The 22548-nt window shown below is 70.8% G+C and carries 22 protein-coding genes; 11 read left to right on the forward strand and 11 right to left on the reverse strand.

The window, feature by feature from the left end; genetic code table 11:
* Positions 1-92: 92 nt before the first annotated feature.
* The 5 genes from IE277_RS24540 to miaA all read right to left on the reverse strand — a co-directional run bounded on the left by IE277_RS24540 (position 93) and on the right by miaA (position 6977).
* The gene (locus IE277_RS24540) at positions 93-1610 is read right to left on the reverse strand and encodes a M1 family metallopeptidase (protein ID WP_189955848.1); all 1518 of its coding nucleotides are present in this window, start codon (positions 1608-1610) and stop codon (positions 93-95) included.
* 103 nt (positions 1611-1713) lie between these two features.
* The gene (locus IE277_RS24545; RefSeq protein WP_189955849.1) at positions 1714-3948 is read right to left on the reverse strand and encodes a RelA/SpoT family protein; all 2235 of its coding nucleotides are present in this window, start codon (positions 3946-3948) and stop codon (positions 1714-1716) included.
* 283 nt (positions 3949-4231) lie between these two features.
* A complete protein-coding gene (gene dapF / locus IE277_RS24550; RefSeq protein ID WP_189955850.1) occupies positions 4232-5101 on the reverse strand; it encodes a diaminopimelate epimerase in 870 nt (289 codons plus the stop codon).
* Positions 5102-5277: 176 nt separating this feature from the next.
* On the reverse strand, positions 5278-5742 hold the full coding sequence (locus tag IE277_RS24555; protein WP_189955898.1) for a hypothetical protein: 465 nt from the start codon (positions 5740-5742) through the stop codon (positions 5278-5280).
* A gap of 296 nt (positions 5743-6038) precedes the next feature.
* Entirely contained in the window at positions 6039-6977 is a 939-nt protein-coding gene (gene miaA / locus IE277_RS24560; RefSeq protein ID WP_189955851.1) for a tRNA (adenosine(37)-N6)-dimethylallyltransferase MiaA, read from the reverse strand.
* 182 nt (positions 6978-7159) lie between these two features.
* On the opposite strand from miaA, the gene IE277_RS24565 reads away from it, so the two are divergent.
* Together IE277_RS24565 and IE277_RS24570 are read left to right on the forward strand one after the other, a co-directional pair.
* Positions 7160-7459, forward strand: coding sequence for a hypothetical protein (locus tag IE277_RS24565; RefSeq protein ID WP_189955852.1), 300 nt, complete (start codon positions 7160-7162; stop codon positions 7457-7459).
* A gap of 24 nt (positions 7460-7483) precedes the next feature.
* Positions 7484-7768 carry an antitoxin gene (locus IE277_RS24570; protein ID WP_189955853.1) on the forward strand — a complete coding sequence of 95 codons (285 nt, stop codon included), beginning with the start codon at positions 7484-7486 and terminating at the stop codon, positions 7766-7768.
* A 341-nt stretch (positions 7769-8109) separates the two neighbouring features.
* On the opposite strand, the gene IE277_RS24575 is transcribed toward IE277_RS24570, so the two are convergent.
* Both IE277_RS24575 and miaB read right to left on the reverse strand, forming a co-directional pair.
* A complete protein-coding gene (locus IE277_RS24575) occupies positions 8110-8823 on the reverse strand; it encodes a class III extradiol dioxygenase subunit B-like domain-containing protein (protein ID WP_189955854.1) in 714 nt (237 codons plus the stop codon).
* An 85-nt stretch (positions 8824-8908) separates the two neighbouring features.
* Positions 8909-10432, reverse strand: coding sequence for a tRNA (N6-isopentenyl adenosine(37)-C2)-methylthiotransferase MiaB (gene miaB / locus IE277_RS24580; protein ID WP_189955855.1), 1524 nt, complete (start codon positions 10430-10432; stop codon positions 8909-8911).
* A 326-nt stretch (positions 10433-10758) separates the two neighbouring features.
* On the opposite strand from miaB, the gene IE277_RS24585 reads away from it, so the two are divergent.
* Positions 10759-11583, forward strand: a complete 825-nt coding sequence (locus IE277_RS24585) for a sugar phosphate nucleotidyltransferase (protein ID WP_189955856.1) — start codon at positions 10759-10761, stop codon at positions 11581-11583.
* A 184-nt stretch (positions 11584-11767) separates the two neighbouring features.
* Here IE277_RS24585 and IE277_RS24590 read toward each other — a convergent pair whose 3' ends face one another.
* Entirely contained in the window at positions 11768-12118 is a 351-nt protein-coding gene (locus tag IE277_RS24590) for a hypothetical protein (protein ID WP_229881941.1), read from the reverse strand.
* A 99-nt stretch (positions 12119-12217) separates the two neighbouring features.
* On the opposite strand from IE277_RS24590, the gene IE277_RS24595 reads away from it, so the two are divergent.
* The 3 genes from IE277_RS24595 (at position 12218) to IE277_RS24605 (ending at position 14925) form a co-directional block, all read left to right on the forward strand.
* On the forward strand, positions 12218-12577 hold the full coding sequence (locus IE277_RS24595) for a DUF6204 family protein (protein ID WP_189955858.1): 360 nt from the start codon (positions 12218-12220) through the stop codon (positions 12575-12577).
* Positions 12578-12639: 62 nt separating this feature from the next.
* On the forward strand, positions 12640-13113 hold the full coding sequence (locus tag IE277_RS24600; protein WP_229881942.1) for a MarR family winged helix-turn-helix transcriptional regulator: 474 nt from the start codon (positions 12640-12642) through the stop codon (positions 13111-13113).
* 342 nt (positions 13114-13455) lie between these two features.
* Positions 13456-14925: a hypothetical protein gene (locus tag IE277_RS24605; RefSeq protein WP_229881943.1), complete on the forward strand. Its 1470-nt coding sequence runs from the start codon at positions 13456-13458 to the stop codon at positions 14923-14925.
* Between the two features lie 62 nt (positions 14926-14987).
* Here IE277_RS24605 and IE277_RS24610 read toward each other — a convergent pair whose 3' ends face one another.
* Entirely contained in the window at positions 14988-15416 is a 429-nt protein-coding gene (locus IE277_RS24610; RefSeq protein ID WP_189955860.1) for a pyrophosphohydrolase domain-containing protein, read from the reverse strand.
* 186 nt (positions 15417-15602) lie between these two features.
* On the opposite strand from IE277_RS24610, the gene IE277_RS24615 reads away from it, so the two are divergent.
* Positions 15603-16601 carry a TAXI family TRAP transporter solute-binding subunit gene (locus IE277_RS24615; RefSeq protein WP_189955861.1) on the forward strand — a complete coding sequence of 333 codons (999 nt, stop codon included), beginning with the start codon at positions 15603-15605 and terminating at the stop codon, positions 16599-16601.
* Positions 16602-16710: 109 nt separating this feature from the next.
* On the opposite strand, the gene IE277_RS24620 is transcribed toward IE277_RS24615, so the two are convergent.
* Together IE277_RS24620 and IE277_RS24625 are read right to left on the reverse strand one after the other, a co-directional pair.
* Complete coding sequence (locus tag IE277_RS24620; protein WP_189955862.1) at positions 16711-18114, reverse strand: sensor histidine kinase; 1404 nt, start codon at positions 18112-18114, stop codon at positions 16711-16713.
* A 9-nt stretch (positions 18115-18123) separates the two neighbouring features.
* On the reverse strand, positions 18124-18810 hold the full coding sequence (locus tag IE277_RS24625) for a response regulator transcription factor (RefSeq protein ID WP_189955863.1): 687 nt from the start codon (positions 18808-18810) through the stop codon (positions 18124-18126).
* A 289-nt stretch (positions 18811-19099) separates the two neighbouring features.
* On the opposite strand from IE277_RS24625, the gene IE277_RS24630 reads away from it, so the two are divergent.
* From IE277_RS24630 to IE277_RS24645, 4 genes are all read left to right on the forward strand, one after another.
* The gene (locus tag IE277_RS24630; protein ID WP_189955864.1) at positions 19100-19876 is read left to right on the forward strand and encodes an amino acid ABC transporter ATP-binding protein; all 777 of its coding nucleotides are present in this window, start codon (positions 19100-19102) and stop codon (positions 19874-19876) included.
* Between the two features lie 77 nt (positions 19877-19953).
* Positions 19954-20784, forward strand: coding sequence for a glutamate ABC transporter substrate-binding protein (locus IE277_RS24635; RefSeq protein WP_189955865.1), 831 nt, complete (start codon positions 19954-19956; stop codon positions 20782-20784).
* Positions 20785-20864: 80 nt separating this feature from the next.
* Positions 20865-21530, forward strand: a complete 666-nt coding sequence (locus IE277_RS24640) for an amino acid ABC transporter permease (RefSeq protein WP_189955866.1) — start codon at positions 20865-20867, stop codon at positions 21528-21530.
* Positions 21527-22495 carry an amino acid ABC transporter permease gene (locus tag IE277_RS24645; RefSeq protein ID WP_189955867.1) on the forward strand — a complete coding sequence of 323 codons (969 nt, stop codon included), beginning with the start codon at positions 21527-21529 and terminating at the stop codon, positions 22493-22495. Before IE277_RS24640 ends, IE277_RS24645 begins: the two co-directional genes overlap by 4 nt.
* Positions 22496-22548 lie beyond the last annotated feature (53 nt).

Genomic DNA, 22548 nt, shown 5'->3' on the forward strand with positions numbered 1-22548 from the left:
CGTAGAACGCGCGAGCATCCCGGGAGATTCCCGCGGGCCGGGCCGCGCCGACCTGACGATGGTCGCACGGCCCGTCCCGTCGCGTCACCGCCTTATTTCCGGGGCCTGTCCTTGGCGGCCTTGGGCGAGGACGCCGCGGGCTTCCAGTCGGGGTGGCCTGGCATCGGAGGAGTCTTCTCGCCGTACAGCCAGCCCTTGAGGAAGCCCGACAGATCGCGGCCGGCGACGGTCGAGGCGAGGCTGATGAAGTCCGCGGTGCCGGCGGTGGAGTCCCGGTGCTTCTGGACCCACGTCCGCTCCAGGCGTTCGAAGGCCGGCTTGCCGATCTCCTGGCGCAGGGCGTACAGCGCCAGGGCCGCGCCGTCGTAGATGTTGGGGCGGAAGAGGCTGATCTTCTGGCCGGGTGCGGGCGCCTTGGGCAGGGCGGGCGGGCCGCCGGCCGCACGCCAGCGGTCGGAGTTGGCGTAGGCGGCCTTCATCCGGTCCTCCATGGGCTTGTGCGCCGTCTCCTCCGCGTAGAGGGCCTCGTACCAGGTGGCGTGCCCCTCGTTCAGCCAGACGTCGGACCAGGTGCGGGGGCTGACGCTGTCGCCGAACCACTGGTGCGACAGCTCGTGCACCATGATCGACTCGACGTACCACTGGGGGTAGGCGGGCTGTGTGAACAGGTTCTTCTCGAAGAGCGAGAGGGTCTGTGTCTCCAGTTCGAACCCGGTGTCGGCCTGCGCCATGAGCACGCCATAGGTCTCGAACGGGTACGGGCCGACCTTGCCCTCCAGCCAGGCGATCTGCTTGGGCGTCTTGTCGAGCCAGGGCTGGAGCGCCTTGGCGTCGGCGCTGGGCACGACGTCACGGACCTGCATCCCGTGCGGGCCCTCGCGGTGCAGCACGCTGGAGCGGCCGATGGAGACCTGGGCCAGTTCGGTGGCCATCGGGTGCTGGGTGCGGTAGGTCCAGGTGGTCTTGGAGCCGACCTGGTCCGCTCCGACGGGCAGACCGTTGGCCACGACGGTGTAGCCCTTGGGGGCGGTGACATGGAAGGTGAAGAACGCCTTGTCGGACGGGTGGTCGTTGCAGGGGAAGACCAGGTGCGCGGCATCGGCCTGGTTGGCCATGGCGAGGCCGTCGTTGGTGCGCACCCAGCCGCCTTCCTGGTCCTTGCCGGGGACGGGTTCACTGGTGTGCTTCACCGTGATCCGGGTCCAGCTGCCCTCGTCGAGGGGGTGGTCCGGGGTGACGACCAGGTCCTCGCCGGCGCTGGTGAACTCCGCGGGACGCCCGTCGACCTCGACCGACTTGACGGTGCCGTGCGCGAAGTCGAGGTTGATCCGCTCCAGGTCGGCGGTGGTCCAGGCGTCGATGGTGGTCACGGCCTGCAGCGGCTTGTCGTTGCTGCCGGGGTAGGTGAAGGACACGTCGTACGACGCCACGTCGTAGCCCGGGTTGCCCAGGTAGGGAAAGAGCCGGTCGCCGACTCCGAGGGGCTCGGCCGGGGCCGCGGCGGCGAGCAGGCAGACGGTGACGGCGGAGGCCAGCAGGGCCGCCGCCCGGTGCCGGGAGGCGCGGGACCGGATCCGGGACCGGGCGCGGGTGCGGGGGGTGAGCAGCATGGGTTACCGCTACCAGGGCGCTTGCTCGCGACGACGGCGACGCGCGCCCGTCCCACCCGAACGGGTTGGGTCCGCAGCCCTTCTGCCCAAGGCCGGGAATCGGTCAGGAGTGCGGGTGCTGGTGCTGGGCGCGGGTCACGTCGTACACGCCCGGGACGTCCCGCATGGCGCGCATGAGGGCCGGGAGGCGGGCCGCGTCGGGGAGTTGGAGGGTGTACGTGTGCCGGACCCGCTGCTGACTGGGGGGTTCGACGGTGGCGGAGACGATGTCGACGCCCGTCGAGGAGATCGCCTCGGTGAGATCGGCGAGCAGATGGGGGCGGCCGAACGATTCAGCGACCAGGGTGACCCGGCATTCGGCGGTGTCCCCCCAGCGCACGCCGGTCTCCGTGCGCCCCCGGCCCTTCATGTGCGCCACCGCGGCGCACCCGACGCGGTGCACAGTCACCGCTCCCCCGCGTACCACGAAGCCGGTGATCTCGTCCGGCGGCACGGGCGTACAGCAGCCGGCGAGCCGTACGGCGGCCGCGGGCGGTTCCACCAGGACGTCGGCGCCTCTGGGGCGGGCCGTGGGGGCGCTCTCGGCGGCGTCGGCGCGCGCGCCGCCCTCGGGGCGCACGGAGGCAGTGGCCTCGGCGGGTTCGCGGCGGGCGCCGTCCGCGTCCTCGGTCTCGGCGCCGCCGCCGGGATGTGTGGCCAGCCAGCGCTGGATGGCGATCCGGGCGGCCGGGGTGTGGGCGTGCTCCAGCCACTCGCGGGAGGGCTCGGAGGCGGGGTCCTGGCCCATCAGGAGCTGAACGCTGTCGCCGTCCTTGAGGACGGTGCTGAGGGTGGCCAGCCGGCCGTTGACCCGGGCGCCGATACAGGCGTGCGCGTCCTCGCCGTACTGCGCGTAGGCGGCGTCCACACAGGTGGCTCCGTCGGGCAGGCCGAGCGTGCCGCCGTCGGGGCGGAAGACGGTGATCTCGCGGTCCTGGGCGAGGTCTTCGCGCAGCGTGGACCAGAAGGTGTCGGGGTCGGGCGCGGCCCGCTGCCAGTCGAGGAGGCGGGAGAGCCAGCCGGGACGGGTGGGGTCGGCGCGCTCGCCGTCGGCGGGATCGTCGGACGCGGGATCGTCGGACGCGGGATCGTCGGACGCGGGGGCATCGGACGCGGGGGCGTACGGGTTGCCGAGGGCGACGACGCCGGCCTCGGCGGCCCTGTGCATCTGGTGGGTGCGGATGAGGACTTCGACGACCTGACCGTCCACGCGCGCGACGGCGGTGTGCAGCGACTGGTACAGGTTGAACTTCGGTACGGCGATGAAGTCCTTGAACTCCGAGACCACCGGCGTCATACAGGTGTGCAGCTCGCCGAGGACGCCGTAGCAGTCGGCGTCCTCGTGCACGAGCACGAGGAGGCGGCCGAAGTCGGTGCCGCGCAGCTGTCCGCGTTTGCGGGCCACGCGGTGGACGGAGACGAAATGCCGGGGGCGGATGAGGACTTCGGCCGGGATGCCGGCCTCGCGCAGCACCCCACGCATCTCGTCGGCGACCTCGGCGAGCGGGTCGTCGGGGCGGGCGGCGTTCTCCGCGATGAGCTCGCGGGTGTGTTCGTACTCCTCGGGACGGAGGATGGCGAAGACCAGGTCCTCCATCTCGGTCTTCAGGGCCTGTACGCCGAGGCGCTCGGCGAGCGGGATGAGGACGTCGCGGGTGACCTTGGCGATCCGCGCCTGTTTCTCCGGGCGCATGACGCCGAGGGTGCGCATGTTGTGCAGACGGTCGGCGAGTTTGATCGACATCACGCGCACATCGCTGCCGGTGGCGACGAGCATCTTGCGGAAGGTCTCCGGCTCGGCGGCGGCTCCGTAGTCGACCTTCTCCAGTTTCGTCACCCCGTCGACGAGATAACGGACCTCCTCGCCGAATTGTTCCCGCACCTGATCGAGCGTCACATCGGTGTCCTCGACGGTGTCGTGGAGGAGCGAGGCGGTCAAGGTCGTGGTCTCGGCGCCGAGTTCGGCGAGGATCAGGGTCACCGCGAGCGGATGGGTGATGTACGGCTCACCGCTCTTGCGCATCTGGCCCCGGTGCGAGGACTCCGCGAGGACGTAGGCGCGGCGCAACGGGTCGAGGTCCGCGTCGGGGTGGTGGGCGCGGTGCGCCTCCACGACATGGCCGATCGCGTCGGGCAGTCTGCCGCGGACGGCGGGGCCGAGCAACGCGGCCCGGCCGAGCCTGCGCAGATCGATCCGCGGCCGGGACTTCCTGCGTTCCGCCCTGGGCACCGCGGGGGCGGTGGCCGCCGTGGGCAACACCGGGCCAGGGGACGCAGGGTTCGTGGCCTCCGCACTCATGGGCACCTCCGGCTCGTGGACCGGCGGACGGGGCCCCAGGGCGTACGCGGCTCAGGGATGGCGACGTTCCCCCGTCCGTGCCGGTGCTTGATGCTATCGAGCCCACCACGTGCGACCGACCGCCTCTCGCCGAGCGTGAAACGGATCACCCATTCGAGCGACGGAAAAGAGGTTTAGGGTTTGCGCCACATGTCCTGGGGCCGTCCGCGGTGTCGAACACCCCGGGCCATCGGAAACCGCTGATCCGGGCGGTGCGGGGTGTCTTCCTCGTGGTTTCGCCGTGTCAGCCGGCGGCGTTTTCCAGCCAATTGCCGTCGATCTCGCCCTCGGCGACGATCACGGCGGGTCCGGTCATCTCGATCTCGCCGTCGGGTCGTTCGCTGATGACCAGGCGGCCGCCCGGCAGGTCGACGGTGTACGTGACCGGGGTGCCGGTGACGGCCGGGTCGGCGCCGTCGCGCCGGGCGGCGGCCACGGCGACGGCGCACGCGCCCGTGCCGCACGAGCGGGTCTCGCCGGAGCCGCGCTCATGCACGCGCATGGCGACGTGGCGGGGGCCGCGGTCGACGACGAACTCGACGTTGACCCCGTCCGGGTAGGCGGCTGCCGGGCCGACCGGCGGCGCGGTGTACAGGTCGCCGGCGTGCGCGAGGTCGTCGACGAAGGCGACCGCGTGCGGGTTGCCCATGTTGACGTTGCGGGCGGGCCAGCTGTGCTCGCCGACGCTCACCGTGACCTCGCCCTCCGGCAGCCGGGCACGGCCCATGCCGACGGTGATGTCACCGTCCTTCGCGATGTGGACGGTCTTCACACCCGCGCGCGTGGCGATCGCGAGGTCGCCTTCGCCCACATGTCCGGCGTGCTGGAGGTAGTGCGCGAACACACGAACTCCGTTGCCGCACATCTCGGCGACCGAGCCGTCGCCGTTGCGGTAGTCCATGAACCACTCGGCCTCGGCCGCCATCGACGCGGCCTCCGGGTGGGCGGCGGATCGCACCACGTGCAGCACCCCGTCGCCGCCGATGCCGGCCCGGCGGTCGCACAGGGCGGCGACGGCGGCCGGGCCGAGGACGAGGGCGTTCTCCGGGTCCGGGACGATCACGAAGTCGTTCTCCGTGCCGTGACCCTTGAGGAAGGCGATCCGTGTGCTCATTCCTCGATCGTACGGGAGCGCTCCGCCGGGGGTGCCGATGCAGGTGTGAGGTGGTGCGGGGCAGCGGGACGGTGCGGGTTGCCGGTGGCTGGTGGCTGGTGGCTGGTGGCTGGTGGCTGGTGGCTGGTGGCGCAGTTTCCCGCGCCCCTGGATTCAGCGGAGCCTGACTACGCGATTCAGCGGAGCCTGGCTACGCGCCACACCGCCAGGACCACGACCACGGCCACCAGCAGGACGTACCCGAGTACGACCCTCCAGTCCGGGCGGCGGCCCGAGCCCCTCGCCGGCAGACCGGGCCAGGTGTAGCCCACCCGACGGGCGGCCATCATGCCCCAGCCGGCGGCGCAGGAGCAGATCAGCATGCCCAGCATGGCGATGACGGCGCCGCTGTCACCGAAGTCGAAGGCGAGCGGGAAGGCGAACATCAGCGAGCCGACGGCGGACAGTCCGACGATGGGGGCGAGCTGCCAGATGCGCAGCCGGCGCTGCGGGCGCAGCTCGACCTCGACCTCCGGACCGCCCGGGTACATCTCCTCGGGCTCCGGTCCGTCGGCGGTCACCCCGTCGGGCGTCTCGTCGGGGCCGTCCTCGGTCAGCCGGGCCTCGATGAGCGGGTCCTCGGTGAGCGGGTCCTCGATCAGTCGGTCTTCCGCACGTTCACGCTCCGCGCGGGGGTTCTCGGCCGACCGCTGTTCGGTCACCCGGCCTTCGGCCGGACCGTTCCCGTCCAGGCAGTGCCCGGTCGGGCGGCCCTCGGCCAGGGCCGGTTCGTCACCCTCAGTGGTGAGGTGCTCGGCACTTTGTGCGGTGTCGCGAGGGCCGGCCTCCATCGCCACGCGCCCTCCCAACTAGGCTCCACTTGGTCGATCGAAGCTCGATGATGGCACGGCGCCGAAGGCCGCGAAGACCGGCGGCGCATCCCGATGCCATGACGTGATCAGGCTGTAACCGGTCGTTCGACCAACGCCAGGGCCTGGTGCGGAAGTTCCTCCCGATCCGCCACGGCCCCACTCAGCCAGTGCACGCGGGGGTCGCGCCGGAACCACGAATCCTGCCGGCGCGCGAAGCGCTTGGTGGCGCGCACGGTCTCGGCCCGCGCTTCCGCTTCGGTGCACTCCCCGGCGAGCGCCGAGAGCACCTGCTGGTAACCCAGCGCACGCGACGCCGTGCGCCCCACGCGCAACCCCTCCGCCTCCAGTGCGCGGACCTCGTCCACGAGACCCGCCTCCCACATCCGGTCGACGCGCAGCGCGATGCGCTCGTCCAGTTCCGGACGCGCCACGTCGACGCCGATCTGGACGGTGTCGTAGACGGAGTCATGGCCCGGCAGGTTCGCGGTGAACGGCCGTCCGGTGATCTCGATCACTTCGAGGGCCCGGACGATGCGACGGCCGTTGCTCGGCAGGATCGCGCGGGCGGCGTCGGGGTCGGCGGCGGCCAGGCGGGCGTGCAGTGCGCCCGAGCCGCGCAGCGCCAGCTCCTCCTCCAGGCGGGCCCTGACCTCGGGGTCGGTGCCGGGGAACTCCAGGTTGTCGACGGCCCCGCGGACGTACAGGCCGGAGCCGCCGACGAGGACGGGCCAGCGGCCCTCGGCGAGCAGGGCGTCGATCCGGGCGCGGGCCAGCTTCTGGTACTCGGCGACGGAGGCGGTGACCGTCACGTCCCAGATGTCGAGCAGGTGGTGCGGGATGCCGCCGCGCTCCTCGGGCGTCAGCTTCGCGGTGCCGATGTCCATCCCTCGGTACAGCTGCATGGAGTCGGCGTTGACGACCTCCCCACCGAGCTGCTGGGCCAGGAAGACGCCAAGATCGGACTTTCCGGCCGCGGTGGGTCCGACGACGGCGATGACGCGGGGAATGGAAGGTGCGCTGCTCACCGCACCAGTCTCGCAAACCTGCAGACCGTGCCTCGAACGAGTTACGTGACGGCTGGGGTCGCGGGTCGTTGCCCGTGGCGAGATACCGCCTACGGCACGCCGGAGGCGGTGACCCGGGCGGCGCAACCGTACGCACCGGGTAACGCGGGAATTCGCCCGCACGAGTACCGTATGGAGTGGATATGGGTGTTTTTGCACGACTCCTCCGTAAGCCGAAGGTGACTCCGGAGGCGACGGCCGCCGAGGCGGAGGCCGGTGCGGAGCCGGCAGCGGCCGAGGCGGAGGAAACGGAGTCGGCAGCGGCCGAGGCGGAGGCGACCGGATCGGCGGAGGCGACGGGTTCGGCCGGAGACGGGAGCGAGGACGGGGCGGCGCTGTCGGACGCCGCCGCGGACGACGCGTCCGAGGGCTCCGGCATCCCGAAGCAGCAGTCCGCCGAGGAGGCCGCCGACAACGAGGCCGGCGAAGGCGCCCGCAGGTAACTGCCCCGCGAGGGAAGGTGGACCATGGGTCTGTTGGACAACATGAAGGCCAAGCTCGGCCCGGCCAGGGACAAGGTGTCGGACCTCGCGCGGCAGCACGGGGACAAGGTCCAGCACGGCCTCGACAAGGCCGCGCACGTCGTGGACGAGCGGACCAAGGGCAAGTACAGCGAGAAGATCCACGCGGGCACCGGCAAGGCCAAGGAAGCGATGGACCGTCTCGCGCACAAGGACGGTGCCGACGCGGAGACGGCCACCGGCGATCCGACGGTCCCGACCCGGCCGGAGGACCCGCCACCGGCTTCCTGAATCTCTTCAGCGGCACGCGGATCGGCGGACGGTCGCGGAGCACGGTCGTACACACCGGCTCCCGGCCGTCCGCCGTTTGCGTGCGCGTACGCGCGCTCGTGCTCGTGCGCCCGCGCACGCTCTGCCTCTGGTGAGGGATGCGCCACGTACGCCGGGGCGCGCTCCTGGGGTACGCGCGTGCGAGCGCGCGGCGCGCGCCGTCCGGTGTGCCTCGTGCGAGCCGTGAGCTCCGGCGCACGAGCGTGCGCGCCGTAGCACGGGGCGCGGGGGCGCGGGGGCGCGGGGGCGCGGGGGCGCGGGGGCTGGGCACAAAGGCGCGGTGCGCGGGGGCGCGAGGCCCGTTACGACCAGGTAGCCACCACGTAGCCCACGCCGTACGGTGCGGCCTCGTACAGCAGCGAGCCGCTGAGGTTCGCGTCTTCGGCGGCGCCGGCCAGGACCTGCCAGGGGGCCCGGCCGGAGGCCTTCAGTTCATAGGCCAGCTCGGCGTCCAGCGCCTTGACGCCCGCCACGTCCGCCGCGCCCAGCACGCGCGCGACCTCCGCGTCGAAGGGTGCCGCCCGCTCGTCCAGGTATCCGGGCGCCTTGAGCGTGCGGCACGCGCTGGCGTCTCCCATCACCAGCACCGCCGTCCGCCCGGCCCGGACGGCCAGCTCCCGTCCGGCGTCGGCACACCGCTCGGGCGCGAGCGGCTCCCCGACACCGAGCCCCTCGATCGGGGCATCCGACCAGCCCGTGCGTTCCAGCAGCCATGCGGCGACGGCGAGCGACGGCGGCAGCTCGCGCTCGCCGGGGGTGTCCGTCGCCGGGCCGAGGCGTACGTCGAGATCGACCCCGAAGCCCCGGAAAGATCCCCGGGCGCCCTGCGGAAACGATCCCCGTCGGCTCTGCTCGGCGGGTCCGAGCACCACCAGGAGGTCCGGGCGGGCGGCGGCGAGCACACCGAGCGCGTCGGTACAGGCCGCGCGCGCGGCGTCCATCTCGGGTGCGGCACCCGCGGCGACCTCGGGCACGAGCAACGGCGGGCAGGGGCAGACGGCAGCGGCTACCAACATGGTCGGCAGGTTAACGCCGTACGACGCCCGACTCAGCCCTCCGTGCGCAGATCGGCCGGATCGATCACCCTCAGGGGCAGGTCCGTCAGTCGCAGCCGCAGCCGGTCGCCACCGCCGCCAGCGGCTCCGGGACGCCGATCTTCGGCAGGCCCAGCATCACACCCGCCGGCTTGACGGACTCGGCGGCGGTGCGCTTCTCCCAGGCGTCCCCGGCGCGCGTGCGGCGCACGGCGAGGACGGGTCCCTCGGCCAGGAGGTGGTGCGGGGCGGCGTAGGTCACCTCGACGGTGACCACGTCGCCGGGGCGGACGTCCTGCTCCGGCTTGGTGAAGTGGACGAGGCGGTTGTCGGTGGCGCGGCCGGAGAGCCGGTGCGTGGCGCCGTCCTTGCGGCCCTCGCCCTCGGCGACCATCAGCTCCAGGGTGCGGCCGACCTGCTTCTTGTTCTCCTCCCAGGAGATCTCCTCCTGGAGGGCGACGAGCCGCTCGTAGCGCGCCTGGACGACTTCCTTGGGGATCTGGTTGTCCATGGTCGCGGCCGGGGTGCCCGGGCGCTTGGAGTACTGGAAGGTGAAGGCCTGCGCGAAGCGCGCCTCGCGGACGACGTGCAGGGTCTGCTCGAAGTCCTCTTCCGTCTCTCCCGGGAAGCCCACGATGATGTCGGTGGTGATCGCGGCGTGCGGGATGGCCGCCCGCACCTTCTCGATGATCCCGAGGTAGCGCTCCTGCCGGTAGGAGCGGCGCATCGCCTTCAGTACGGTGTCCGAGCCGGACTGCAGCGGCATGTGCAGCTGCGGCATCACGTTCGGGGTCTCGGCCATGGCGGCGATGACGTCGTCCGTGAAGTCGCGCGGGTGCGGGGAGGTGAAGCGGACCCGCTCCAGGCCCTCGATGTTCCCGCAGGCGCGCAGCAGCTTGCTGAAGGCCTCACGGTCGCCGATGTCGGAGCCGTAGGCGTTGACGTTCTGCCCGAGCAGCGTGATCTCGCTGACGCCTTCCGCCACCAGCGCCTCGGCCTCGGCGAGGATGTCTCCGGGCCGGCGGTCCTTCTCCTTGCCGCGCAGGGCCGGGACGATGCAGAAGGTGCAGGTGTTGTTGCAGCCGACGGAGATCGACACCCAGGCCGCGTAGGCGCTCTCGCGCCGGGTCGGCAGCGTGGACGGGAAGGCCTCCAGCGACTCGGCGATCTCGACCTGCGCCTCCTCCTGCACGCGGGCGCGCTCCAGGAGGACCGGCAGCTTGCCGATGTTGTGCGTGCCGAAGACGACGTCCACCCAGGGCGCCTTCTTCACGATGGTGTCGCGGTCCTTCTGGGCGAGGCAGCCGCCGACCGCGATCTGCATGCCGGGCCGTGAGGCCTTCCTCGGTGCGAGCCGGCCGAGGTTGCCGTACAGCCGGTTGTCGGCGTTCTCACGCACGGCGCACGTGTTGAACACGACCACGTCGGCGTCCCCGTCCGCCCCCTCGGGCGCCCGCACGTAACCGGCCTCTTCGAGGAGCCCGGCCAGGCGCTCGGAATCGTGGACGTTCATCTGGCACCCATAGGTGCGGATCTCGTAACTCTTGGGTGCTTGAACGTCCACTGCGGGGCTCCGGTCGCTGCTGGTCATGAGTCAAGGGTAGGCGGTGCGGGAACCGCACCGGGACGGCCGGCCGCGGGGACAATCCCTCATCACGCCTCGGCGCAGCGGACAGTGATCCAGAGCGGAGGACCGGCCGAGGTCCGCTGCGAGCGGTGCTCAGGGCCGAGCGGACGACAGGGTGGCGGGGGGATCACACGTCGCGGAGCTGTCGGACGCGGAACGTTATCGTGATCAGTTCGCCGAGGTCCGTGCCGGAGGCGGCGACGCCACGTATCACGTGATGCGCGGCTGGAGCCGGCGGACGGCCTGGCCGTGCCCGGCGCACCTGGAGTCATGATGCGAGGAGTTCCACTGTGACCACCGTCCGAAAGGCCGTCATCGCCGCCGCGGGACTGGGGACGCGCATGTTCCCGATCACGAAGGTGGTCGAGAAGGCGATGCTGCCCATCGGCCGCCGGCCCACGATCGACTACGTCGTCCGGGAGTGCGCTGCTGCCGGCGTCGAAGAGATCGCCATCGTGGTGCGCAAGGGCAGCACGCAGATCCAGCGGTACTACGGAGACGACAGTGAGCTTCGTGCCCTGCTGAACCGACGCGGGTGGGCGGAGAAGGCGCGCGCTCTGGACGAGATCAGCTCCGTCCCCTCGATCACTTTCATCGAGCAGTCCCTGGAAGACAGCTACGGAACCGCGCTGCCCGTGATGCTCGCCGAGGACTTCGTCGCCGGCGACAGCTTCTTCTACCTCTCCAGCGACGACCTGCTCGTGGACGAGCCCGGCTGGTCGACCCTGGCGGAGCTGGGGCGCCAAGCCGCGGGAGGATACGCGCTCGTGGGCCAGCCGGTCACCAAGGCCGCTCTGGAGCGCTATGGCCGCCTCCAAACGGCCGAGGCCGACGGCCGACTGGTGCTGACGGATCTCATCGAGAAGGACAGCCGGCCGGCCGACGGCGGCCAGGCTCTGATCAATATCAGCAGGTACGCCTTTCCCGGAGAATTCCTTTCCGTGCTGGCCACATTGGCCACGCACGAAGAGTCGGGGGAATACCGGCTCACTGACGGGCTGCTGGAAGTCGTCCGTTCCCAGCCCGTCGCCGTAACCGTCGGCCGCGGCAGCTACTTCGACCTCGGCAGCGAGCAGGGTCTCGCCGAAGCCACCCAGCACGTGGTCGGCGACTAGCACTTCAACCGACACCGGCACGATTCAAGTCCTGGCTCACTCGATATCCGGTCGGCCAAGGCCGGTGTGATCAGCGATCAGGAGCGGACGGACGACGCGCAGTCGGCCCAGCGAAGCGTGTGCGTGGCTGCGCGGCTTCCGACGTCCACGAATCCGCCCAGGACGCCGAGAACCGTCCATCAGCTCAGCCGGCGAACCATGGAACACGGCAAGCGTGCGGCGCCGTTCCTTCCGGGCACAACGACTTGATCACTGCCTTGCGGATCGCCCGCCACGTCCGCAGGGAACACGCCAAGTGGACGCGCAGCTCAACCACTTCCCGCTCCCCGCTGTGATGGCCAGGATGCTCGAAGGCCCACTGCTCCGCCAGAAAGCCATAGATTTCAGCAGTCGCCAGGTCACTATCAGGAGAGGTGCACGCAACGTCCGCCTTGACGGCCGTGGCACTCCGGCACCCGACCGCCCGGTCGACGAGTTCCCTGACCCATGCCAGCCCCTGCTCGTCCGCGTACAAGCCGAACCTCAGAATGCGCATCCTCATGATGGAGCGAAGCTACACCGAGGCCGCCCACGGCCCCGGCGGCCTTCGGAAACCCCGTGGAGCCGGCGTGCTCGCTGTGCCTAGGGTCGCGCCATGAGTACTCGCACTTTCCGGATCACCGTCCGCGGCGCCTTCGACGGCCTCACCGAAGCGCAGCGGGCCGCGCTGCTGGCCGGCGCCGCCGAGCACGACGTGCTGCGTGCCGCCTTCGCACCCGAGGGCACCCTCACCTACGACATCGCCGCCAGGCCGGCCTTCGTCTTCCGCTTCTCCGCCGCCGGGGAGGAAGAGGAGGACATCCTGGAGGCGACCGAGCGGGCCGAGGCGGCGGCGCGCGGCTGGCTCGCCGAGCGCGGCTACAGCTTCAAGAACCTCCGCTCCACCGCCGAAGACCTCTCCCAGGCGCCGATGGGCAAGCGGCAGCGGCGCGCGGCACGTTCCAGCGGCTCATGAAGCGGCGTACTTCCAAGGCCTATAAACTTGACTACTCAAGGAGATGGCAATGAATCCCGGCCATGACGCCGGGGCAGACGGTGGCGGCGGCGATGAGTGACTCCCTGGACGCGACGCTGCGGCTGGTACGGGCCCAGGCGGCGCTCGTGCGGCGCTTCGACTCCCGGCTGAGCGGCCTGCACGGTGTCAGCCTCACCGACTTCACCCTGCTGCTCCGGCTGGGACAGGCGCCCGGCGGCCGGATGCGCCGGGTGGACCTCGCCGGGGCACTGGGCCTGACGGCCTCCGGGGTCACACGCGGGCTGGCCCCGCTGGAGCGGATCGGCCTGGTGACCCGCGAGGCGGACGCCCGGGACGCGCGCGTGGCCTACGCCTCGCTGACCCCGACGGGCCGGCGACGGCTGAAGGAGATGGTCACCACAGCCGAGGAGACCGCCGCCGAGGTCTTCGCCCCAGCCGCGTGGAGCGTCGAGGACATCGCGCTGCTGTCGGCCCTGTTGACCCGCCTGGGCGGCAGGGGCCTGGCCGGTCACTGAGCCTGCGGAGGGACACCGCCGGCTCCCGAGCGGGTTGGCCGTCCTCGTGGCTCCGCGCCGTCCCCCGGCCGCACTGGCCGCACCGGCCGCCGTCCGCACCCGAGGCGGCGGCCGGTCTTCAATGTGCCACCGAAACCCGGGCTTTCGGTCGCGTATGACGCGAACTCGCCGTGTCACAGCTCACGTTGAGGTGTGGCCGGATTGTGAGGGAATCGCGCAGGGGCGCATGGGATGCTCATGGCTCACCACGAGTTACCGGCCGGTACGAACCCCGAGTGGACCGTCGGCCCGGTACCTCTCTGCCACCCCCCACCGCACACGGGACCCACCATGCACCGACGCATGCGGCACAGACGTGCCCTGCTGCCCGCCTTCGCCGTGACCAGCCTCTTCCTCGCCGCGGCCTGCTCCTCGACCACGCCGCACGCCGAACCGTCCTCAACCGCCGGGCACGGCCGGCAGATCGAGGTCGTCGACGGGCCCGCCGACGGCACGGACCACTCGCTCACCGTCGCGGCGGCGCCCGCCACTACCGCGACCGCCACGGCCGGACCGGCCGGCTCCGGGCAGCACGCGCGCAGAACCGGGCTTGCCATCAGCGCCTACGACAGCCACACCCGGCGAGCCGTGCTCTCCGACAAGCCTGCCCGCCACGGGAGTTCGTCCGGATCCCCAACGGACTCCCCCTCCCCCTCTCTCTCCGCCTCTGCCTCCCCCTCTCGCTCCCACTCCGCCTCCCCGAGCCCTTCCGGTGCCCCGCACCAGGCCGCCGTCGGCGATGTGATCGCCAGTGCGCCCGCGCCCGGGGCACCGCACGGGCTGCTCGCCAAGGTGACCAAGGTGATCGGCGAGACCCACGGCGGCACCGAGGTGCAGACGGAGCCCGCCGCACTGAACGCGCTGCTCGGCGATGACACGGCCAAGGGTGACGTGCCGGTCGACCCGTCGTCCTTCGCCGTGGACAAGCTGCTGCCCGATGTGAAGGTGTCCTGGGCGAAGACCGGTGACGTGCATGTCGGCCCGAAGGGTGCGACAGTGCCGCTCGGCAGCCTCCGGCTCGATGTGAGCGCCGGTATACCGACGGCCCAGGGCGCCCCGGCCTCGGCCGGCGCCTCGGTGAAGGGCTTCGTCCAGGTCGCCCCGAAGGTCGACTTCGCCTACGGCGGCTCCGGTACCGACGCACCACCCGGCTCCGCCTACCTCGGTGTGTCCGGCGACTGGACCTCCGGCTGGGCGGTCAAGGGCCGGGCCGCCGCGACGACCGGCACCGCGCTGCGGATCCCGTTCGCCAAGCTGCACGCCGATCCGGTCCTCCAGGTCGGCCCCGTCCCCGTCGTCGTCAACCTCGACCTGACCTGTTATGTCCAGATCAGCGCCGACGGGCGGGTCACCGTCGATGTCCAGCAGAGCCTCAAGGGCGCCTTCAAGGCGGGCGGCACCTTCGGCCCGGCCAAGGGCTGGACGCCGGTCAGCTCCTCGACCATGAAGAGCACCCCCGTGCACGCCTCCGTCAGCACCGACGGAAGCCTGAAGACGGCGCTCGGCGCCGAGGCCTCGGTCGGCCTCTACGGCGCCGTGGGTGTCAGCGCCGACCTGGCTCCGTATCTGCGCGGCGAGGCCGCCGGCACCGTCACCACCGGCTCCGCCGGCACCCCGGCGAAGAGCAAGGGCGCCTGGAGTGTGTACGGCGGGGTCGACTTGTCCGGGACCCTGCGGCTCCAGCTGTCCGTCTTCGGGACACCGATCATCCAACGGAGCATCCCGCTGGGCGCGTTGCACCGCGAGTGGAAGCTGGCGGCCGGCACGTTCTGACCCGCGCCCGGCTCCGGATCCTCCTCCAGGCGTCTGTTCCGATCCAGGCGTTCTGTTCCGATCTAGGCGCTCTGTTCCGAAGCGCCGGTCCGTGCCGCCGGTATCCAGCCCTGGTGGCGCAGTACGGACGACACGTCCGGTGCGCGATAGTGCTCCCCCTTGAGGACCTTGCCGTCGGCCCGGCGGGCGACCTGCCCGTCCGGGCCGAGCTTGCTCATGTTGGCCCGGTGGATCTCGGCGATCACCTGGTCGAGGTCGATTCCGTGGACCAGCGCCGTGCCGTACGCCACATAGACCACGTCCGCCAGTTCGTGCGCGAGCTTGTCCAGCGGGCCGTCGACCGCGACCTCGGCGACTTCCGCGGCCTCCTCGGCGAGCAGTTCCCCACGGTGCGCGGCCAGTTCGGGGTCCACCTCCGTCGGCGTACTGCGGGCGTCGAGGCCGAAGGCGCGGTGGAACTCCTGGACGAGATCGGCGGGTGAAGTACTCATGCGCCGACTCTAACGGCCGCCACCGACACCGCCCGCGGACCGAGTTCCGAACCGCGTTCCGGACCGCTCCCGGGCCGCTTCCGGACGCCTCCCGGACCCCTCCCGGACCGCTCCCGGCCGCCTTCCCCCGTCTCGGAGTGACCCCGGCCCTGGTCAGCGCCGCGCCCGGCCTGGCAGGATCGCCGCATGTCCAAGGTGTTCCCCCGGATCGGCAGACGCCGGGCGCTGCCGGCCGCGGCCGCCGGTGCCGTCGTGCTCGGGCTGTTGCTGTGGTGGCTGCTGCCGCTGAGCGAGAAGCCGCCGAGCGGGACGATCGTCTTCAGTACAGGCACTCCCCGAGGGGTGTACCAGGAGTACGGCGAGCGGCTGCGCGCCGAGTTCGCCAAGGACATGCCCGGCCTGAAGGTGAAGCTGCTCAACAGCGCGGGATCGCAGGAGAACGTGCAGCGGGTGGCGACCGGCAAGGCCGACTTCACCATCGCGGCGGCCGACGCGGTGGAGACGTACGCGCTGGAGCACCGCAGCGGCGCAGAGCGGCTGCGCGGGGTGGCCCGGCTCTACGACGACTACGTGCATCTCATCGCGCGCGGCGGCTCCGGCATCCACAGTGTCGCGGACCTGCGGCACAAGCGGGTGGCGATCGGGCTGCCCGACTCCGGGGTGCGGCTGATAGCCGACCGGGTGCTCAAGGCCTCCGGCATCGACCCGCGCAAGGACATCACCCCGGTCGCGGACGGCATCGACACCGGGCCCGACCAGCTGCGCCAGCACAAGATCGACGCCTTCTTCTGGTCGGGCGGCCTGCCCACCAAGGGGCTGGTCGAGCTGGCGAAGAAGTCCGCCTTCACGTTCGTACCGATCGACGGCGACCTGGTCGGCAAGCTGCACGACGAGGGCCAGGAGGCGCGCTACTACCGGGCCACCAACATCCCCGAGTCGGCCTATCCGGCCGTGCAGCAGGGCAGCGAAGTCCCGACGATCGCCGTGTCCAACATCCTGATGACCCGCGCGGACATCGATCCCCGGCTGGCCGAATGGGTGACCCGTACGGTCATCAAGAGCCGCGACGGCATCGGCGCCCATGTCCACTCCGCCCAGCTGGTCGACCTGCGCACCGCCATCTACACCGACCCGCTGCCCCTCCAGGAGGGCGCCCGCCGCTACTACCGCTCGATGAAGCCGTAGCCCGAGCAGGTCTGGAGGACCGGCGGGCGGGGTCGCCCGCCGCGCCGTGCCACCGCTGCCGGCCCCCGGCCCCGTCCGGCCCGCGCTGCCCCGTGGGTCAGGGTGTGGGTCAGGGCTCCCCGTGCCGGGGCACCGTCACCGTGACGCGCAGGCCCCGGGGCTCGTGATGGCCGTAGGCGATCGAGCCGCCGCCCGCCATGAGCAGGGCGCGCGTGATGGACAGGCCGAGGCCGGAGCCCTTGATGTTCTGGTGCCGGCCGCTACGCCAGAAGCGGTCGCCCACGCGCGCGAGTTCCTCCTCGGTGAGGCCGGGTCCCGTGTCGGTGACGACGATCGTGGACATGTCGCCGTTCGAAGCGACGGCGACCTCCACCGTGCCGCCCTCGGGGGTGAACTTCACGGCGTTGTCGATCACCGCGTCCAGGGCGCTGGACAGCGTGACCGGGTCCGCCCAGGCGGTCGTGGGCGGACAGTCCCCGGTCAGCCGGACGCCCTTGGCCCCGGCGGCCGGGGACCAGGCGGCGACCCGCTCATCGGCAAGCGCGCCGATGTCGGTCAGGCCCAGGTCCGCCTCGGCGTGCTCGGCGAGCGCCAGGTCGAGCAGGTCGTCCAGGACCTGCGCGAGGCGCTTGCCCTCGGTGCGGACCGAGGCGATCTCCTCGTTGCCCTCGGGGAGTTCGAGGGCAAGCAGTTCGATACGCAGCAGCAGCGCCGAGAGCGGGTTGCGCAGTTGGTGCGAGGCGTCGGCGACGAAGGCGCGCTGCTGCTCCAGCACGTCCTCGACGTTGTCCGCCATCTCGTTGAACGACCGGGCCAGCCGTCTGAGTTCCGGCGGCCCGCCGGCGGCCGCGACCCGGGACTTCAGCCGTCCGGTGGCGATGTCGTGCGTGGTGGCGTCCAGGACGCGCACGGGCCTGAGCACCCAGCCGGTCAGCCGCAGCGCCGCGCCGACGGCCAGCAGCATCGCCGCGCTCTCCCCGGCCCCGATGAGCAGCCAGCCGCGCAGGATCCGCGAACGCATCTGGCCGGTCGGCGAGTCGGTGACCACGACCGCCACGACGTCCCCGTCCCGGATCACCGGCGAGGCGACGATCAGCCGGCTGCGCTGCCAGGGCCACACCTGCTTCGGGTCGTGGCTGCGCCGGCTGAGCAGCGACTCCTCGAAGGCCTCCCGCATCTCCCCTCGCGACGGTACGAACCAGTCGCCGGGGGCATTGGCCATGGCCGAGCCGTTGCGGTAGAAGACACCGGCGCGGATGCCGTAGACACCGTAGTAGCTGTCCAGTTCGGCACGCAGGGCTTCCAGGCGCTCGTCGGTGCTGGTGCGGCGGGATCCTCTGGGCCCGTCGGTGACGAACTGGGCGAGTGCCGCGAAGCGGGCCGTGTCGTCGATGCGGTCGACGACGACCTTCTGCTGCTGTGCGGCGGCCAGGCTGACGGCGAGCGGCAGTCCGAGGGCGAGGAGGACGGCCGCCATCAGGACGATGAGCAGCGGCAGCAGACGTGAGCGCACCCGTCCCCGCTACGCGGCCGGGGCGACGAGGCGGTAGCCGACGCCGCGTACGGTCTCGATCAGGGCGGGCATGCGCAGTTTGGCGCGCAGGGAGGCGACATGCACCTCCAGGGTGCGCCCGGTGCCCTCCCAGCTGGTGCGCCAGACCTCGCTGATGATCTGTTCCCGCCGGAAGACCACGCCGGGACGCTGCGCGAGCAGGGCGAGCAGGTCGAACTCCTTGCGGGTCAGCTGGACGACCGAACCGTCCACGCTGACCTGCCGGGTGGGCAGTTCGATCCGCACGGGACCGAGCAGCAGGGAGCTGTCGCCACCGGGGCCCGGCTCCTCGTGGACGCTGCGCCGGCTGACGGCGTGGATGCGGGCGAGCAGTTCCCCGGTGTCGTACGGCTTCACCACGTAGTCGTCGGCGCCGAGGTTGAGGCCGTGGATACGGGAGCGGACGTCGGAGCGGGCGGTGACCATGATCACCGGGGTGCCCGTGCGTTTGCGTATCTTGCCGCAGACCTCGTAGCCGTCCTGGTCGGGCAGGCCCAGGTCGAGCAGGACCACACCGAAACCGTCGCCCTCGGGGACGAGCGCCTGGAGGGCCTCCTCGCCGCTGCGCGCGTGGGTGACGTCGAAACCGTGTCGCGCGAGTACGGCGGACAGGGCCGCGGCGACGTGGTTGTCGTCCTCGACGAGCAGCAGTCTCATCCCGGCCCCCTCCGGTTCAGTGTTCGTACGGTCTGGGTTCGCGCGCGCCGTGTAGCCCACGCGCGCGTGCACCATGGCAGTGACGCCGATGGACAAGGACGACGTCAAGAGGGTTCCGGTTGCCCGCCGTTTCCGTTATCCGGCCGATACGCACAGGGGAGACAAGTACTACGACACGTGTCCGATTGCTATCGGATCGTGATGCTCAGATCTCCCTCAGATATGATGACGCAGGTCACAGCCGCTCATTACTGTCCTCCGAAACCGAGGAGGACGGAGCCCGAGAGCGATGACCGAAGTATCGGTGGCCAAGGAAGACGCGGTCACGTCCGACGAACTGGTCGTCCTGAAGAGCGTCAACAAGCACTTCGGCGCGTTGCACGTTCTCCAGGACATCGACCTGACGATCGCCCGCGGCGAGGTCGTCGTGGTCATCGGGCCCTCCGGGTCCGGAAAGTCGACCCTGTGCCGCACCATCAACCGCCTGGAGACGATCGACTCGGGCACCATCACGATCGACGGAAAGTCGCTGCCCCAGGAGGGCAGGGAGCTGGCCCGGCTGCGGGCGGACGTCGGGATGGTCTTCCAGTCCTTCAACCTGTTCGCGCACAAGACCGTGCTCGAGAACGTGATGCTGGGCCAGCTCAAGGTCCGCAGGACGGAGAAGAAGCAGGCCGAGGAGAAGGCCCGGTCGCTGCTCGACCGGGTCGGCGTGGGCACCCAGGCCGACAAGTACCCCGCCCAGCTCTCCGGCGGCCAGCAGCAGCGCGTCGCCATCGCGCGGGCGCTGGCGATGGGTCCGAAGGTCATGCTCTTCGACGAGCCGACCTCCGCCCTCGACCCCGAGATGATCAATGAGGTCCTCGAGGTCATGCAGCAACTCGCCCGCGAGGGCATGACGATGGTCGTCGTCACCCACGAGATGGGATTCGCGCGCTCGGCCGCGAACCGTGTCGTCTTCATGGCCGACGGCCGGATCGTCGAACAGGCCGCGCCGGACCAGTTCTTCAGCAACCCGCGCAGCGACCGGGCCAAGGACTTCCTGTCCAAGATCCTGCACCACTGACGGTACGGGGGCGGCCGCCGCACCGCGGGCCGGCTCTCCGACGGACCTCGTCCCTCTCCATTCAAAGGATGTTCAGCATGAAGCTCCGCAAGGTCACCGCCGTCTCGGCCGCCGTCCTCGCCCTCACCGTGTCGGCCACCGCGTGCAGCGGCAAGAAGAACGACAGCGGTTCCTCCGGCGGCAAGAAGATCGCCATCGGCATCAAGTTCGACCAGCCGGGCCTCGGCCAGCAGACCCCGCAGGGCTACTCGGGCTTCGACGTCGACGTGGCCACCTATGTCGCCAAGAAGCTCGGTTACAGCGCCGACCAGATCGAGTGGAAGCAGTCGAAGAGCGCCGACCGCGAGACCATGCTGCAGCGCGGTGACGTCGACTTCATCGCCGCCACCTACTCGATCACCCCGGAGCGTCAGCAGAAGGTCGACTTCGCCGGCCCGTATCTGCTGGCCCATCAGGACATCCTGGTGCGCGCGGACGACACGAAGATCAAGGCGCCGGCGGACCTGAACGGCAAGAAGCTGTGTTCGGTGACCGGCTCGACCTCGGCGCAGAACCTCAAGGCCAAGCTTGCCCTCAAGACCAACCTCGTGACGTACCCGACGTACTCGGCCTGTCTGTCGGGCCTGCAGAGCGGCGCCGTCGAGGCTCTCACCACCGACGACTCGATCCTCGCGGGTTACGCCTCCCAGGCCCAGTTCAAGGGCAAGTTCAAGCTGGGCGGCCTCAAGATGACGAACGAGAACTACGGCATCGGCGTCAAGAAGGGCAGCGCCCTCAAGGCCAAGATCAACAAGGCTCTTGAGGACATGGTCTCCGACGGTTCCTGGGAGACGGCCGTGAAGAAGAACTTCGGCCCGGCGAACTACAAGAACGAGCCCGCCCCGAAGATCGGCGACATCAAGAGCTGAGGCAGCGCCCGCCGGTGCGCCGTCGCTCCTGACGGCGGCGGCGCACCGCGGCACCCTTACACGCGGAAGCGCGGGAGACAGTGTTCGACTTTCTTGACAAGTACGACGTATTGGGCGCCTTCTGGACGACGGTGCAGCTCACGCTGCTGTCGGCCGTGGGCTCCCTGGTCTGGGGCACTCTGCTGGCCGCCATGCGGGTGGGTCCGGTACCGCTGATGCGCGGTTTCGGCACCGCCTACGTGAACATCGTGCGGAACATCCCGCTCACGGTGATCATCCTGTTCTCCTCGCTCGGTCTCAGCCAGACGCTGGGGATCACCCTCGGCGCGGACGACTTCAAGGTCCAGGGCTTCCGGCTGGCCGTGCTCGGTCTGATCGTCTACACCTCGGCTTTCGTCTGTGAGGCGATCCGCTCCGGCATCAACACGGTGCCCGTCGGCCAGGCCGAGGCCGCGCGAGCCATCGGTCTCAGCTTCACGCAGGTGCTGGGCCTGATCGTGCTGCCGCAGGCGTTCCGCGCCGCGATCGGCCCGCTGACCAACGTGCTGATCGCCCTGACGAAGAACACGACGGTGGCCGCCGCGATCGGCGTGGCGGAGGCGGCATTCCTGATGAAGGAAATGATCGAGAACGAGGCGCAGCTCCTGGCGATCTCCGCGGTCATCGCCCTCGGGTTCGTCTGCCTGACCCTGCCGACCGGTCTGATCCTCGGCTGGGTCGGCAAGAAGGTGGCGGTGAAGCGATGACCTCGGTCCTGTACGACGCCCAGGGCCCGCGAGCCAAGCGGCGCAACATCCTGTACACGGCCCTCTTCGTGGTCGCCTTCGCGGCCCTGTTGTGGTGGGTGTACAAGAAGCTCGACGACAAGGGGCAGCTGGCCTGGTCGTTGTGGAAGCCCTTCCTGTCCGGCACCGAGGCGTACTCGACGTACATCTGGCCCGGTCTGGAGAACACCCTTGAGGCGGCCGCGCTGGCGATGGTCATCGGGCTTCCGCTGGGTGCCGTCCTCGGCATAGCCCGGCTGTCGGACCACGCATGGGTGCGCATCCCGGTCGCGATCGTCGTCGAGTTCTTCCGCGCGATCCCCGTTCTGGTCCTGATGATCTTCGGGCTCGCGCTCTTCGCCCAGTACACCGATGTCAGTTCGGACGACCGTCCGTTCTACGCGGTCGTCACCGGACTGGTGCTGTACAACGCGTCGGTGCTCGCCGAGATCGTCCGCGCGGGCATCCTCACCCTGCCGAGGGGCCAGTCCGAGGCGGCCCTGGCGATCGGCCTGCGCAAGAACCAGATGATGCGGCTCGTCCTACTGCCGCAGGCGGTCACCGTCATGCTCCCGGCCATCGTCAGCCAGCTGGTGGTCATCGTGAAGGACACCGCTCTCGGCGGTGCGGTCCTCACCTTCCCCGAACTGCTCACCTCGGCCAACACGATGGCCGGCTACTACGGCAACATCATCGCCTCTCTGACCGTCGTGGCGGTGATCTACCTGGTCATCAACCTCTCCCTGACCTCGTTCGCGAGCTGGCTGGAACAGCGGCTGCGGAAGGGGAAGAAGTCGACGGGCGCCGTGCTGGGAGCCCAGGACGTGGCGGGCATCGCGGGTACGGCGGCGACCGGCGCCGGGGGCGCCGCGGGCGGCCCGGACCTCGGCGCCCGCCTGGTCGGCGGTCCGCACCGTGACGGCGATGCCGGCGGCCACGCGAACTGACGACCGCTCAAACGGCTTGAGCCATCCGGGGGCAGTGGCACGATCGCCACTGC

The sequence above is a fragment of the Streptomyces alanosinicus genome, from assembly GCF_014650595.1.
Classification (GTDB): Bacteria; Actinomycetota; Actinomycetes; order Streptomycetales; family Streptomycetaceae; genus Streptomyces; species Streptomyces alanosinicus.